This is a genomic window from Sedimenticola hydrogenitrophicus (assembly GCF_025175675.1).
Lineage (GTDB): Bacteria > Pseudomonadota > Gammaproteobacteria > Chromatiales > Chromatiaceae > Sedimenticola > Sedimenticola hydrogenitrophicus.
Genome location: NZ_JANIOA010000001.1, coordinates 107,732 through 122,865, shown reverse-complemented (window position 1 = coordinate 122,865; position 15,134 = coordinate 107,732). Strand labels below are relative to the sequence as shown.

The 15,134-nt window shown below is 60.2% G+C and carries 14 protein-coding genes; 4 read left to right on the top strand and 10 right to left on the bottom strand.

Annotated elements, in window-relative coordinates:
• Positions 1–228: 228 nt before the first annotated feature.
• Entirely contained in the window at positions 229–1,107 is an 879-nt protein-coding gene (locus tag NPX02_RS00575; RefSeq protein WP_260291164.1) for an SDR family oxidoreductase, read from the bottom strand.
• A 184-nt stretch (positions 1,108–1,291) separates the two neighbouring features.
• Here NPX02_RS00575 and pomA point away from each other — a divergent pair, with 184 nt between their 5' ends.
• Genes pomA through NPX02_RS00560 form a run of 3 tightly spaced genes read left to right on the top strand, consistent with a single transcriptional unit; the run spans position 1,292 to position 3,574 of the window.
• On the top strand, positions 1,292–2,053 hold the full coding sequence (pomA, locus tag NPX02_RS00570) for a flagellar motor protein PomA (RefSeq protein WP_260291163.1): 762 nt from the start codon (positions 1,292–1,294) through the stop codon (positions 2,051–2,053).
• Positions 2,054–2,058: 5 nt separating this feature from the next.
• A complete protein-coding gene (gene tssL, locus NPX02_RS00565) occupies positions 2,059–2,913 on the top strand; it encodes a type VI secretion system protein TssL, long form (RefSeq protein WP_260291162.1) in 855 nt (284 codons plus the stop codon).
• A gap of 52 nt (positions 2,914–2,965) precedes the next feature.
• Positions 2,966–3,574 (top strand): PilZ domain-containing protein, encoded by a 609-nt coding sequence (locus NPX02_RS00560; RefSeq protein ID WP_260291161.1) that lies wholly within the window; start codon positions 2,966–2,968, stop codon positions 3,572–3,574.
• Positions 3,575–3,581: 7 nt separating this feature from the next.
• Here the strand turns inward: NPX02_RS00560 and NPX02_RS00555 are convergent, their stop codons facing one another.
• Both NPX02_RS00555 and nth read right to left on the bottom strand, forming a co-directional pair.
• Complete coding sequence (locus NPX02_RS00555) at positions 3,582–4,013, bottom strand: DUF1841 family protein (protein WP_260291160.1); 432 nt, start codon at positions 4,011–4,013, stop codon at positions 3,582–3,584.
• Positions 4,014–4,026: 13 nt separating this feature from the next.
• Positions 4,027–4,662 carry an endonuclease III gene (gene nth / locus NPX02_RS00550; protein WP_260291159.1) on the bottom strand — a complete coding sequence of 212 codons (636 nt, stop codon included), beginning with the start codon at positions 4,660–4,662 and terminating at the stop codon, positions 4,027–4,029.
• Between the two features lie 172 nt (positions 4,663–4,834).
• Here nth and NPX02_RS00545 point away from each other — a divergent pair, with 172 nt between their 5' ends.
• On the top strand, positions 4,835–6,919 hold the full coding sequence (locus tag NPX02_RS00545) for an ATP-binding protein (RefSeq protein WP_260291158.1): 2,085 nt from the start codon (positions 4,835–4,837) through the stop codon (positions 6,917–6,919).
• 170 nt (positions 6,920–7,089) lie between these two features.
• Here NPX02_RS00545 and NPX02_RS00540 read toward each other — a convergent pair whose 3' ends face one another.
• The 7 genes from NPX02_RS00540 to metG form a co-directional block, all read right to left on the bottom strand.
• The gene (locus tag NPX02_RS00540) at positions 7,090–7,788 is read right to left on the bottom strand and encodes an electron transport complex subunit E (protein WP_260291157.1); all 699 of its coding nucleotides are present in this window, start codon (positions 7,786–7,788) and stop codon (positions 7,090–7,092) included.
• On the bottom strand, positions 7,781–8,431 hold the full coding sequence (gene rsxG / locus NPX02_RS00535; RefSeq protein ID WP_260291156.1) for an electron transport complex subunit RsxG: 651 nt from the start codon (positions 8,429–8,431) through the stop codon (positions 7,781–7,783). Before rsxG ends, NPX02_RS00540 begins: the two co-directional genes overlap by 8 nt.
• The gene (gene rsxD / locus NPX02_RS00530) at positions 8,424–9,467 is read right to left on the bottom strand and encodes an electron transport complex subunit RsxD (RefSeq protein ID WP_260291155.1); all 1,044 of its coding nucleotides are present in this window, start codon (positions 9,465–9,467) and stop codon (positions 8,424–8,426) included. Before rsxD ends, rsxG begins: the two co-directional genes overlap by 8 nt.
• 3 nt (positions 9,468–9,470) lie before the next feature.
• Positions 9,471–11,207, bottom strand: a complete 1,737-nt coding sequence (gene rsxC, locus NPX02_RS00525) for an electron transport complex subunit RsxC (RefSeq protein WP_260291154.1) — start codon at positions 11,205–11,207, stop codon at positions 9,471–9,473.
• 9 nt (positions 11,208–11,216) lie between these two features.
• Positions 11,217–11,789 carry an electron transport complex subunit RsxB gene (gene rsxB, locus NPX02_RS00520; RefSeq protein ID WP_260291153.1) on the bottom strand — a complete coding sequence of 191 codons (573 nt, stop codon included), beginning with the start codon at positions 11,787–11,789 and terminating at the stop codon, positions 11,217–11,219.
• 12 nt (positions 11,790–11,801) lie between these two features.
• Positions 11,802–12,383, bottom strand: a complete 582-nt coding sequence (rsxA, locus tag NPX02_RS00515; RefSeq protein ID WP_260291152.1) for an electron transport complex subunit RsxA — start codon at positions 12,381–12,383, stop codon at positions 11,802–11,804.
• A 402-nt stretch (positions 12,384–12,785) separates the two neighbouring features.
• Positions 12,786–14,825, bottom strand: coding sequence for a methionine--tRNA ligase (gene metG / locus NPX02_RS00510; RefSeq protein ID WP_260291151.1), 2,040 nt, complete (start codon positions 14,823–14,825; stop codon positions 12,786–12,788).
• Between the last annotated feature and the right edge of the window lie 309 nt (positions 14,826–15,134).

Here is a 15,134-nt window from a genome sequence, read left to right as displayed (position 1 = left end):
TGCTCTAGTTTAAACTCCGCGCTCTTGGTGCCTTGGCGGGAGCTCATCTGTCATTCAGCGGGTGTTTGTGGGACGTAGGGTGCCGGTGAGCTTGCGAACCGCACCAAACCGCGCTGGAAACGGCAGCGCCCCTTTGATGCGGTTCGCTTCACTCACCGCATCCTACAGATTCCCCGGGGCTCTGCTCCGAATCAAGGCAACCCCAACGAGGGGCGACTTCCCGAATCCTCACACCCGCTTCAGCACCCAGTCCATGAGCCGATGCGGGAGCAGTCGTTTCAGGGTGCCGAACAGATAGGTGGGAAAGGTGACGTAATAACGGATCTGTGGCCGGGGACTCTCCAGGGCATGGATCACCCGTTTCAGCACCGCTTCCGGTGGCAGGGTAAACGGCACCGCCGGGCCATCCCGGGTCAGCCGTTCCTGCATCGCCCGGTAGGCGGCCTGATGGTGGCTGCCGGTCGGATCGACATGGCGTTGCCACATGACGTAGGCGTTGGCCCGGAAACGGCTTTCGATCGGTCCCGGTTCGATCAGGCTGACCGATATCCCGCTGCCCTGCAGTTCCAGCCGCAGGGTATCGCTCAGACCTTCCAGGGCATACTTGCTGGCGACATAGGCGCCGCGATAAGGCAACGCGGCGAAACCCAGCACGGAACTGTTCTGAATGATCCGGCCCTCGCCCTGCCTGCGCATCACCGGGATGATTTTGCAGGTCAGGTCGTGCCAGCCAAACAGGTTGGTTTCAAACTGGGCGCGCAACGCCTCACGGCTCAAATCTTCGACCGCCCCCGGCTGACCATAGGCGCCATTATTGAAAAGCGCGTAGAGCCGATTATCTGTCATGCTCAGCACCCGGTCGACTGCGCGTTGGATACTGTCGGAGTCGGCGAGATCCAGCTCCACGGCTTCCAGCCCGGCTGCAGCAAGCCGCTTCACATCCCGGTTCTTTCTGGCGCTGGCGATCACCCGGTAACCTCTCTGTTTCAGACCCTCGGCTACACAGAGGCCGATACCGCTCGAACAGCCGGTGATCAGAATCGGTTTCGTGGATGGGGCACTCAATTCAACCTTCCTTCTGTTGTGGATTTGCGGGTTTGGCGACATCCAGCGCGGGTGGGTCTGGACAATTTGCCGGCGGAAACCCGTGGAATTGTAAGCGGGCGGTATCGATGGCCGATTGTAGCGAATTAACCGAATATATTGCACTCTCCATATCTAAAGTTTCGCCGCGGTTGTCCGCTACAGGATTGCGTGCCTGGATTTTATGTAGAGTGACGAGGAAGTATTTGTGGATATAGCGACACTGGTCGGGTTGCTTGGCGGTATCGGTATCATCATCGGCGCGATCGCGACGGGCGGTGATATCATGCTGTTTGTCAATATACCCTCAATTCTGATTGTGGTGGGCGGCACCTTCATGGTGACCCTGATGCAGGTTTCACTGAAGGATTTTCTCGGTTCCTTCACCATCGGCATGAAGGCCTTCTTCTACAAAACGGATGATGCGGCCACGCTGATTGAGGAGGCGGTCAGGTTGGCCGATGTGGCCCGCAAGAACGGTCTGCTGGCCCTGGAGGGGCAGGAGATCGGCAACTCTTTTCTCAAACAGGGTATCAATCTCTGTGTCGACGGGCATGATCCGGCCCTGGTCAATCGGCTCCTGAGCAAGGATATCGATCTGACGATAGATCGTCATGAGGTGGGTCAGACCATGTTCAAGAACATGGCCACCATGGCCCCGGCCATGGGCATGATCGGTACCCTGATCGGTCTGGTACAGATGCTGGCCAATATGTCCGATCCGGCCAGTATCGGCCCCGCCATGGCGGTGGCGCTGCTGACCACGCTCTACGGCGCGGTTATCGCCAACGCCTTTGCCCAGCCGCTGGCAGACAAGCTGGCACGGGCCAGTGCCCTGGAGAAGACCAATAAATCCCTGATCATCGAGACCATTGCCGGGATCCAGGAAGGCATGAACCCCCGGGTACTGGAGCAGTTGCTCTCCACCTACCTGCCCTCGAATAAACGCGCCAAGGAAGAGACCGAGTAAGCGATATGGCGGACGATTGCCCAAAATGTGATCCAGGTCTGCCCCCCTGGCTGGCCACCTTTGCCGACCTGATGTCTCTGCTGATGTGTTTTTTCGTGCTGCTGCTCTCATTTGCCGAGATCGATGCGATCCGCTTCAAGAAGATGGCGGAATCGATGAAGGACGCCTTTGGCGTGCAGCGTGAGGTGCCGGTACCCGATATTGTCATGGGCACCAGTGTGATCAAGCAGGAGTTCACACCCTCCACCATTCCGGACCCCGCCATTATCGATGAGGTCAGGCAACAGACCACGGAAGTGGAGCAGCAGCATCTGGAGGTGCCTGACGGCTTGGCCGAGGCGGCGGTCGAGGCCGAGAAGGAGAAATTGCTGGAAGAGGTGGCCCGGCAGGCGGAGGAGATCCGCGAGGCACTCAAGCTGGAAATCGAGGAGAGTCTGGTCAGCGTGGAGACGGAACAGACCAAGATCATTATCCGCATCAACGAAAAGGGCTCCTTCCCTTCCGGCAGCGCCAAGCTGAACGACGACTTCTATGGCGTGATGGTGCGCATCAGCGAGGCGGTGGCACGCACCCCCGGCAACGTGGTGGTAGCGGGGCATACCGACGATGTGCCGATCTCCACCAATCGGTTCCGCTCCAACTGGGAGCTCTCATCCGCCCGCGCCGTGACCGTGGTCCACGCCCTGCTGGATGATCCCAATATCGATCCCAAGCGCATCGCGGTGGAGGGGCATGCGGATTCCGCTCCCCTGGTGCCGAATGATTCCCGGGAAAACCGGGCCATCAACCGGCGGGTTGAACTGATCATTCAGCGGGGCGAGGATAGGGAGAGTGCTGAGGTGCTGGAGCTTGCGCGGTGATACAAACGGCGTCAGGTCCTAAATTAAGGAATGGTCTATTCGGGAGCGGGCGTTGAATTACAAGCGGGATGAGCGCAGAGAGTTTTTTCGTATCGACGATAGCCTCAGTCTGAGTTATCGGCAGATTCCGGCGGACAGCCTGCCGGCCGCTGTTGAGCGTCTGGAAAATGAAGTGGACAGTGATTTCACCGTGCTCAGCAGCCTGACCGCCGTGACCCAGGAGATGACGGGGACGCTGCATAAAATCGAGCTGAGTCGCCCGGAGATTGCCGCCTATCTGAAGTCGCTGGACAAGAAGATCGAGATCCTGGGGCGCGCACTGTTGACCCAGAGCACCGAACTGTTGAGTCAGCCGACCCAGGCGGTCAATCTCAGTGCCTCGGGTATCTCCTTCCAGACTTCCCGATTTGTTGAGCCCGGGTCGATTCTGGAACTGAAGATTCTGTTGATGCCCTCCTATGCCGGCATCCTCTGCTTTGCCGAGGTGGTGGGCTGCGATGCCGTGGAGGCCGACGCTTCCGGGCGTGCCCACCGTTTGCGCACCAATTTCCTCAATATCCGGGGCCGGGACCGGGATGTACTGATTCAGCATGTCATCCAGAAACAGGGTGCACAGCTACGCAAGGCACGCCAGGCGCTGGAGTTGAACGGCGGCGGTTGATGGCCGGCTATTTTTCCGCCAGCCGCCGCAGGCACCGCAGGTAGGCCTGTTCGTCCGGCAGGCGGTTTTCCCGTTGTGCCTCCCAGAGCATCCTGCCCAGACACTCCATCATCCGGTGTTCCGCCTCGTGGCTGTCACCGATCCGCCGCACCACCTGCTGATAGAGCTGACGTACTCCGGGCGGGCGGTCAGTGCCGATCTGTTCCTGCAGGCTGATATGCATCCCCATGTGCAGAAAGGGGTTGGTCTCGCCAGCATCGGGGAGGAAGTCCTTCTCCAGTGCGCTCTCCGGGGCCTCCAGCAGGGCGTGATATTCCGGATGCTGCTGGATGACTCCGGCCAGCAGCCGCTCCAGCGGGATGAGTTCCTCCCCGGCACGGGCTTTGCGCCAGGATTCGGTATAGAAACGGCGCATCTGATTTCGATCATTGCCAAACATTATCCCGAAACCCTCAGTCCAGACGCTTGTCGCGGAATTCGCACAGGTCTTCGATGATGCATGAACCACAGCGTGGGCTGCGAGCCAGGCAAGTGTAGCGTCCATGCAGGATCAGCCAGTGGTGCGCATCCAGCAGAAACTCCCCGGGTATGTTTCTCAGCAGCTTCTTTTCCACTTCGAGTACATTTTTCCCGGTGGCTATCCGGGTGCGGTTGGCCACCCGGAAGATATGCGTGTCGACCGCTATGGTGGGTTCCCTGAATACGGTATTGAGCACCACGTTGGCGGTCTTTCTGCCGACGCCAGGCAACGCTTCCAGTGCCGCCCGGTCCCGTGGCACCTGGCCGTGATGGCGCCGCAGCAGCTGTTCGCAGGTCTTGATGATGTTGCTCGCCTTGCCGTTGAACAGACCGATGGTCTTGATATAGTTCTTGAGTCCCGCTTCACCGAGAGCGAGCATCGCCTCGGGGGTGTTGGCCACGGCATAGAGTTTTTCCGTGGCCTTGTTTACCCCCTTGTCGGTGGCCTGTGCGGAGAGGATCACCGCAATCAGCAGTTCAAAGGCGGAGCGGTAATTCAACTCGGTGGTGGGATGAGGGTTCTGTTCCCGAAAGCGTTCAAAGATGGCGCGTCTGGTTGCCTGGTTCATGGGGAGGATTTTACCATGCCGACCCGCTTCAGGGACCGCTAAATGTGCACTGGTTGGCCGTTCCGCAACCCCGCCGAAAGCTCGGGGATAAGCATATTTCAGTAATCAACAGATATAAAGTAGTATACCCCCTTTGCGAAACTTTATTCTGAACCATCAACCGAGGCATGGGATGCTCAGTCGGCCGCACCTTCCAACTTTCAGGAACCCCGAGTTCCAGTCCGCACTGGTGCGGCTGGCGATCTGGCTGTTTGCCGTCGTCTACATCGGCCTGGGCGCGGCGTCGGATTATTACGCCATCGACCTGGGAGACTACTCCCTGTTGTTCGGCGGTTTTCTGCTGCTGTTTCTGTTACTGCTGGTGAGCATATTCTACCGGGCGGAGTGGGAGGCCAGGCGCTATCTTTCCCTGCTGCTCGACGTCTCCGCCACCAGCCTGTGTATCTATCTGACCAAGGAGGTGGTGAGCCCTTTTTACCTGCTCTATATCTGGATTTTCATCTCCTATGGAACACGCTATGGCAAACGGCATCTGAAGGCGGCCTCGCTGTTGAGTATCCTCGCCTACACCCTGCTGCTGACCGTCCTGGGGCAGTGGGAGAAATACACCTTCGAGGTGATATTTTTTCTGCTGCTGCTGATTCTGCTGCCGCTCTATCAATACTCCCTGTTGCGCAAGCTGCATGCCGCACGACTGGAGGCGGAGCAGTCCGACCGGGCCAAGGGCATCTTCCTCTCCAGCATGACCCATGAGTTGCGCACCCCGCTAAGCGGCATCGTGGGGATGTCGCAACTGCTCGGGAACACCACGCTGAATCTGGAACAGCGGGAGTATCTGGACTCCATCGCCTCGTCGGCAAATATTCTCGATTCCCTGATCAGCGAAGTGTTGGACCTCTCCAAGATGGACGCGGAGGGTTTCGTGCTGAAGCCAAAGCTGTTCGATATCCGCGGACTGCTCCGGGATATCAGCCTGACCCATTCCCATCAGGCGCTGGACAAGGGGCTGGAACTCATCTGCCGTGTCGATGAAGCGGTTCCGGCACAGCTCTATTATGATGAACTGCGATTACGCCAGATACTCTGCAACCTGCTTTCCAACGCCCTGAAGTTCACCGAGTCGGGTGAGATTGAGTTGTCGGCAACCCTGGCGGATGACCGCGAAGAGGGCCATCAGCGCCTGGTGATCGCGGTCAGGGATACCGGCATCGGTATCCCGCAGGAGCAGCAGCAGAAGCTGTTTGAGCGGTTTTGGCAGGCCGATGCCTCCTCAACGCGTGGCCATGGGGGGCTGGGGCTCGGCACCACGATCACCAAGCGCCTGATCCAGCTGATGGATGGGGAGGTTACTTTGGAAAGCAGTCCGGGAACCGGTAGTACATTTCGCGTACAACTGCCGCTCGCTGGGCAGACGCTCGCACCGGCAACCGATCGCACATGCCGGTTTGACGGCTTCAGTGCCCTGATATACGAGCGCAACAGGAGCTCTCTTGAAATCATCAGGCGGTCGTGTGCTGCCCGGGGCATCCATTGCCATGGTGTATCCAATATTGGCGAGCTTTCCGAGTTGATACAACGTGCCGAGCGGGGGGGCGGTCTGAACTTTGCCATTATCGCGGACTCTCCCGGTGGGCAGGATGTCTATCGAATCGGCAGGATTCTGCGCCAGCACCTGGGGAGTGAGCTGATCGTCATCTATCTCGGTTACATGGAACGGAAGCTGTCGGATAACCACCCGGCCAGCCACTTCCTGATCAAGCCCTTCATATCATCCGAGCTGCTGAACCATGTCGGCCGGTTGTTGCGGCGGGGCGGTTGTCCGGAGCAGGGCGGGCAGCGCGTTTCATCGCCGCCGCTGGAGCTGCCGATCAATGTGCTGATGGCCGAGGACAATGAAATCAATGCCAGGGTCCTGAGTACGCTGCTGGCCGGGATCGGCTGCCGGGTAAGCTGGGCGCGGAACGGCGAGGAGGCGTTGGCGCTGGCGTTGCGCCAGCGTTTCGATATCGCCTTTGTCGATCTGCGCATGCCGAAAATGGACGGCATCCTGTTTACCCGTGAATATCGGGGCCAGGAGCAGGGCGACCGGCGGCTGCCGATCATCGCCTTGACCGCCAATGCCACCTCCAATATTCGCAAGTCCTGTGCCGAGGCGGGTATGGATGATTTTCTCGCCAAGCCGGTGGACGAGTCGTTATTGCGCCAGGCCATAGAACGCTACACCACGATCGGCGGCCCTAAGGATTATAGGAGTTAGTGCTGCGGATTCAGTACTTTCTCAAGGAGAACCACGGATAAACACGGATTCTTGGTTAAGCAAGCATCGCTACAGCCCGACTGTCGTACGCTGGAGGTCATGAACGTGCATGGCCACGCGCTGTGTGACCTACCCCATCTGTGTCCATCTGTGTGTATCCGTGGTTCGAATCAGGTGGCCCCGGACTCCAGTCCGGCCGGCGCGGCCTCAGCCTTGGCCGGTTGGGCTTTCCGCTGTCTGCCGTCGATGATGTTCTTCAGCGCGATCATCAGACCCATGCCCAGAAAGGCGCCGGGCGGCAGGATGGCCAGTAGCATGCCCTGAAAATTCGCCCCGAGACTGAAAGACCAGTCGGCAGCAATTGCGCCGAACATCAGATCGGCCTGTGAGAACAGCGTGCCCATACCGAGCAACTCCCGCATGGCACCGAGCGCTACCAGTGCACAGGTAAATCCCAGGCCCATGGAGAGACCATCGACAATCGCCGGCAACAGGTGATTCTTCGAGGCGAAGGCCTCGGCGCGACCGATGATGGCGCAGTTGGTGACAATCAGCGGGATGAAGATGCCCAGTACCTTGTAGAGGTCATGGAACCAGGCATTCATGCTCAGTTCCACGGCGGTGACGAAGGAGGCGATGACGATGACGAACACCGGCAGCCTGACTTCCGGACGTACCAGGTTTCTGATCAACGATACGGTGGCGTTGGACAGCACCAGCACCGCGGTGGTGGCGATGCCCAGGCCGAGGCCATTGATCGCGGTATTGGTCACCGCCAGCAGCGGACACAGACCCAGCAGTGCCACCAGGGCCTGGTTGTTGCTCCAGAGGCCATCACGGATCAGTCGGCCGTAGCTTGTCTCACTCATCTTTGGGTGCCTTGTCTGGGGTTGCGCCATCTGCTTTCAAAAACAGCGCCTTGCCGTGCTCCTGGAAATACAACAGGGTATTCTTGACGCCGTTGACGATGGCTCGCGGGGTGATGGTGGCGCCGGTGAACTGGTCAAACTGGCCGCCATCCTTCTTCACTTTCCAGCCCGACAGCGCCGGGTTGGAGAGCGACTTGTCATCGAATGAGAAGATCCAGTCGGAGCGGCTCTCTTCCACCTTGTCGCCCAGTCCGGGGGTCTCCTTGTGAGCCACCACCCTGACACCGCCCAGGGTGCCGTCGGTATTTACCGCCACCAGCAGTTTGATTGGCCCGCTGTAGCCGTTGGGTACCACGGAGGAGAAGACCGCCGCTACGGGGCTGCCTTCCTTGCGCCCCAGATAGACCAGGGTCTGGTCGCTGCCCAGCAGGGCTTTCTGTGACACCAGGCGGGTATCGGTGGCGATGTCATTGTCGATAGTCTCCGCCGGTACCAGCGCGGTCAGGCTCTGCAGCAGCGCCTCGCGCTCGTTGGCGGCGATCTTCTCCGCAGTGAGGTTGTTGGTCACCGCCACCAGGGCGGTGCCCGCTGTCGCAAACAGGGCCAGCAGAATGCCGGCCACGGAGACCGGATGTTTAATCACGCCCCGCCCCCTGATGGCCGAAGGCCCTCGGCTGGGTGTAGTAGTCGATGGTCGGTGCCGCCATGTTCATCAACAGCACGGCGAAGGCCACCGCATCGGGATAACCGCCCCAGGTACGGATGATGAACACCAGCAGGCCGATGCAGGCGCCGTACACCAGCTGCCCCTTCCTGGTGGTGCAGGCCGACACCGGGTCGGTGGCGATAAAGAAGGCACCGAGCAGGGTGCCGCCGGTAAAAATGTGAAACATGCCGAACGGATAGGCTTCCTGGTCGAGGAAGTGAAACAGCATGGCGATCACCAGCAGACTGCCCAGCATGGAGACCGGGATGTGCCAGCTGATGACCCGCTTGTAGAGCAGGAACAGGCCGCCCAGCAGATACCAGTTGCCGACCCACTCCCAGCCGCGGCCACCAAAGTCTCCCCACAGCGGCTGGGCGAGTATCTCGCTCAGCATCCGGCTCTGATCGAGCTGGGTGAACATGGCATCCAGCGGCGTAGCCATGGTGAGCGCATCCCAGGAGAGCCCCGCCGGCAGGGCCCCGGTAAAGATGACGCTGGCGCTCTGCAGCAGGGTCAGGGGATGTTCATTGAGCATCTCCGGCGGTAGCCAGGTGGTCATCTGCACCGGATAGGAGACCAGCAACAGCACATAGGCCGCCATTGCCGGATTGAACGGATTGTAGCCCAGCCCACCATAAATCTGCTTTACCATCAGAATGGCAAAGGCGACGCCAATCACCGTCAGCCACCAGGGCAGCAAGGGCGGTAGGGCGACGGCCAACAGTAGCGCGGTGAGGACGGCACTGAAGTCACTGATCACCGGCAGCACCGGCCGGTTTCTCAGGCGTACGGCGAGCGCCTCGCAGGCCACGGCGGTGACGCTGGCCAGGATCATGTTGATCAGTACGCCCCAGCCGAAATACCAGATCATGGCGGCGGCACCCGGCAGCAGCGCCAGGATAACCAGCAGCATGGTTCTACTCACGCTGTTGGGGCGCGCGCTGTGGGGTGAAGTTATCGTGCTGAAACGCATTGGTTATCCACCCTGCTTTTCCGAGGTGACGGAATTGGCGTCGCTGTTGGCCCTGCGTTTATCCACCCTTTCTATGGCCTGTTTCTGGGGTTCGCTGAGGTCAGCCTGGTTCTTTGGTTCCACGCCTTGTTCGGCCAGCCGGGCCTTTTTCTCGGCGGCCCGCTGCAGGGCGGCGGCAATGGCCGCCTTTTTCGGATCCCCGGCGTCGGCGGCATCCACCGTGCCCGCGTCCAGCTTGGCCGCATCGGGCTTCTGCACGGCAGGTTTTTTCAGTGCCTCTTTCTTTTGCCGCAGCTTGGCTTTGCGTTCGGCTTCCAGGCGCTCTTTGCGGGCCAGTTGGGCCTCATGCCGCTGGCGTGCCCGTTCCGCCGCGCGCTGCTCCTTCTCCTGGGCCCAGCTCTCGGTCTTGGCAAAACGGAAATACTGCACCAGGGGGATGTGCGAGGGGCAGACATGCGAGCAGCAGCCGCACTCGATACAGTCGAACAGATTGTACTCCTGCACCTTTTCCAGATCCTTGGCCCGCGCATACCAGTACATCTGTTGCGGCAGCAGATTGGCCGGGCAGGCACTGGCACAGCGGCCACAACGGATGCAGGCGATCGCCACCCCGGGATCGGGCGCTTCATTGCTGTCGGCCGCCAGCAGGCAGTTGGTCGCCTTGGTGACGGGTACTTCATCGCTGTTCAGGGTAAAGCCCATCATCGGGCCGCCGACAATCAGTTTCGCCACCTGCCCGGTATAGCCGCCGGCCTGGGCAATCAGCTCCGCCACCGGTGTGCCGATCAGCACCTCCAGGTTCTTCGGCTGCCTGACGCCGTTGCCGGTGACGGTGACATAGCGGGAGATCAGCGGTCGGCCCTCGACCACCGCCTCGGCGATGGCAAAGGCGGTGCTCACGTTGTGACAGATCATGCCGATCTTGGCGGGAATGCTGCCCGAGGGCACTTCCCTGCCGGTCAGGACCTTGATCAGCTGCTTTTCACCGCCGCTCGGATAGAGCGTTGGGATGGCGATGATCGATGCCCACTCCAGGCCCGCTTCCGCGACCGCCTGACGCAGCCGGCGGATCGCCTCCGGTTTGTTGTCCTCGATGCCGAACAGACAGCGCCCGGCACCCACCAGCCGGCGGATGATGCCGACGCCGATCAGGATCTTCTCCGCCTGAGTCTGCATCAACAGGTCATCGCAAGTGATATAGGGCTCGCACTCCGCGCCGTTGATGATCAGGGTGTCAATCGGGTTTTCCAGCCCCGGCGTCAGCTTGACGCTGGAGGGGAAGGCCGCGCCACCCAGGCCGACAACGCCGGCGTTGCGGATGCGTTCGCGCAACAGGGAGAGGTCGGCGTGCTGGTAATCGGCCATGGGCTCCAGCTGGTTGCCCCAGCGCTCCTGGCCGTCCGTCTCGATCACCACGCAGGGCGCGGGCAGGCCGGAGGGGTGGGCAATGGGCAGGATATCGACCGCCACCACCGTCCCCGAGGAGGGGGCATGTACCGGGGCGCTGACGTAGCCATGGGGTTTGGCCAGCATGTCGCCCTTGAGTACCTGGTCACCGACCTTGACCAGCGGCTCGGCGCCCTCGCCGATATGCTGCTGCAGCGGTACGATCAGGCGTTTCGGTAGTACGGCCTTCTCCAGGGGGAGCTTGAGCGACTGGCTTTTGTTTTCCGGCAGGTGCAATCCCCCGTTGAACCGGTAGAGGGTATGCTTCTGCTGCTTTTGCACGGAATGCTGCATATCGCTTCTCTAGCTCCCGGAGGCGGTGGCGAGCGTATCGCTGGGGTGGGTCTCCCCCGGGAACGGCCACTTCCAGTTACCGGTGTTGACTTCAAGCGGCACCATGTCGATACATTCCACCGGGCAGGGCGGCAGGCACAGCTCGCAACCCGTGCACTCGCCACGGATCACCGTGTGCATATGCTTCGCCGAACCCAGGATGGCGTCCACCGGGCAGGCCTGGATGCACAGCGTGCAGCCGATACACTCGTTCTCCCGGATCACTGCAACGGCCTTGGGTTTCTCCTCGGCGGCGGCGCCTTCCAGCGGGATCGGGTCCTTGCCCAGCAGATCGGCCAGGGCGATCATGGTGGTCTCGCCGCCTGGCGGGCAGGCGTTGATCTCGGCCTCATCATTGGCCAGGGCCTCGGCATAGGCGTGGCAGCCGGGGAAGTTGCATTGTCCACACTGGGTCTGGGGCAGCAGTGCCTCGATCTTCTCGACAATCGGGTCCCCCTCCACTTGGAAGCGGATGGAGGAGTAGCCGAGCAACAGGCCGAAGGCGAGTGCCAGCAGGGCAATGGCGGCGATCGCTATCAGCATACCGACGCCACCTCAGTTCGCCACCAGGCCGGAAAAGCCCATGAAGGCAATCGACATCAACCCGGCCGTGATCATGGCGATGGCGCCGCCCTGGAAGGGGACCGGCACATCGGAGACGGTTACCCGCTCGCGCATGGCGGCGAACAGCACCAGTACCAGGGAGAAACCGGCCGCGGCCCCGAAACCGTACAGGCCGGATTCGATAAAGCCGTGCTGCTCCTGGACATTGAGCAGGGCGACACCCAGCACCGCGCAGTTGGTGGTGATCAGCGGCAGGAAGATGCCCAGCAGCTGATACAGCACCGGACTGGTCTTGTGCATCACCATCTCGGTGAACTGCACCAGCGCGGCGATCACCAGGATAAAGGTGATGGTACGCAGGTACTCCAGTCCCAGCGGGGCCAGCAGATACTCATTGGCGAGGTAGCTGCAGATGGAGGAGAGGGTGAGTACAAAGGTGGTGGCCATGCCCATGCCGACCGCCGTCTCCAGTTTCTTGGAGACGCCCATGAAGGGGCAGAGGCCAAGGAACTTCACCAAAACGAAGTTGTTGACCAGTACGGTACTGACAAGGATGAGCGCGTACTCTTTCATTAAATAGCAGACCTACACCATATATAGCAGGATGGCCGATAGTAGTGGTTAACCCTAATGCTAACAACCGATAGTTTGTGTGTGTATAACCTTATAACTTTTAGGTATATCCGGCGGCTACCTGAAGTATAGTGCATTATATATCATCAATAACAGAGAAAATATATGCACAATATTTCATGTATTTTCCGTCCGTATCGTACCGCCCGGCCACCCCGGGCATAATGTCGTCGCTTCCTTCCCGCAGTTATTCCATTAACGTAACTATTCACGGGGTGATAGGCCTACCTTGCCGGCCTCACATGATGGCTGGATCAAGATCGGCCAACAAGGCAGGCCAATCACTTAAAGATCGGATGAGTAGTTACCCATTAACAACAGTAGATTAGATTGCAATACAGGTCACTTCACCCGCATCCCGGGCTTGGCGCCGCTGTCCGGACTGAGGATGAACAGCTCCTTCCCGCCCGGTCCGGCCGCCAGCACCATGCCTTCGGACAGCCCGAAACGCATCTTCCGCGGTGCCAGATTGGCCACCATGACGGTCAGGCGTCCTTCCAGGTCGGCCGGCTCATAGGCGGATTTGATGCCGGCAAAGACATTGCGCTGCTCGCCGCCCAGGTCCAGGGTCAACTGCAGCAGTTTGTCCGCGCCATCGACCCGCTCCGCCTTGACGATCCTCACCACCCGCAGATCCACCTTGGCGAAATCGGCATAGTCGATGGTGTCGCTGATCGGGTCATCGAGCAGGGGTCCGCCGGGTGCGGCGGCCGCCCCCGGTTGTTTTTCCAGATCCGCCTTCGAGGCGGTGATGATCGCCTCGATCTGGCTCGGCTCGACCCGGGTCATCAGCGGCTTGAAGGGATCGATCGCATGGCCCAGCAGGGGCGTGGCCAGCGCATCCCAGCGCAGCGGGGCGACCCGCAGGAAGGCCTCCGAGCATTCCGCGGTCGCCGGCAGGATCGGCCGCAGGTAGCCGATCAGCAGGCGGAACAGGTTCAGCCCCAGGGAGCAGACCTGCTGCAGCTCCTCCTCACGCCCCGCCTCCTTGGCGATGACCCAGGGCTTCCGCTCGTCGATGTACTGGTTGGCGCGGTCGGCCAGTGCCATGATCTCGCGGACGGCACGGCTGAATTCACGTTTTTCGTAGTGTTCGGCAATCTGCCCGCCGGCCTCGGCAAAACTCTGGAACAGTGCCGCATCCGCGAGTTGATCGGCCAGTTTTCCTTCGAAGCGTTTGTTGATGAAGCCGGCACAGCGGCTGGCGATGTTCACCACCTTGCCGACCAGGTCCGAATTGACCCGTGCCTGGAAATCATCCAGGTTCAGGTCGATGTCCTCGATCCCCGCGCCGAGTTTGGCGGCGAAGTAATAGCGCAGGTACTCCGGGTTCAGGTGGTCCAGGTAGGTGCGCGCCTTGATGAAGGTGCCGCGTGACTTGGACATCTTCTGGCCGTCGACCGTCAGGAAGCCGTGGGAGAAGACCGCCGTCGGGGTGCGGAAATCGGCACCATTGAGCATGGCCGGCCAGAACAGGGCGTGAAAATAGATGATGTCCTTGCCGATGAAGTGATACAGCTCGGTGGTGGCGTCCGCGCCCCAGAACTCATCGAAGTCCAGGCCGTCGCTGCGATCGCACAGATTGCGGAAGCTGGCCATGTAGCCGATCGGCGCATCCAGCCAGACATAGAAATATTTACCCGGATGGTCGGGGATCTCAAAGCCGAAGTAGGGGGCGTCGCGGGAGATGTCCCACTCATGCAGCCCGGCCTCGAACCACTCGCCGAGCTTGTTGGCTACCTCGGTCTGCAGGTGGCCGCCCCGGGTCCATGCCTTCAGCATGGTCTCGAAATTGGCCAGCTTGAAGAAGTAGTGCTCGGAATTGCGCTCCACCGGGGTTGCGCCGGAGACTGCCGAGACCGGGTTCTTCAACTCGCTGGGGGAGTAACTGGCGCCGCACTCCTCGCAGTTGTCGCCGTACTGGTCCTGGGCGCCGCACTTCGGGCATTCACCCTTGATGAAGCGGTCCGGCAGAAACATCTCCTCGATCGGATCATAGGCCTGGGTGATGGTGCGGTTGGCAATATTTCCCTTTTCCTTGTTGCGTTGATAGATCAGGGAGGCGTAATGTCGGTTCTCCTCCGAGTGGGTGGAGTGATAGTTGTCGAAGCCCACATTGAAATCGGCAAAATCGGCCTTATGCTCTTGGGCGACCCGGGCGATCAGGGCCTCCGGCCCGATTCCCTCCTGGCGGGCGCGCAGCATGATGGGGGTGCCGTGGGCGTCGTCGGCGCAGACATAGAGACACTGGTGGCCGCGCATCTTCTGGAATCGCACCCAGATGTCGGTCTGAATGTATTCCACCATGTGGCCGATATGGATCGGACCGTTGGCATAGGGGAGGGCGCTGGTCACCAGTATTTTTCGCGCTGTCTGAGTCATGATTTCACGGCTGTCTCTGGAGGGAAAGAAACCTGGCTGACCGGGGATCGATGGGTATCGATGAGAGATGCCCCTCCCGGTCGTCCAATAAAACGTGCAATTATCACATAGTTCATGGGAATGCGAAAAGTCGTCAACGTCGGTCCACAGCCGTAAAGTTCTCGGAAAAGCCAAGTATCACAGGGATTTAATGGCGGCGGAAAGGAGAATTGTCAATCTAGGCTGTTGAAAGACCTAGCGATTTGGTTGGGCATAAGCATTTTTTAATGTAGAATGCGCGGCCATCATCACCCGAATTTGCGGCCTCCC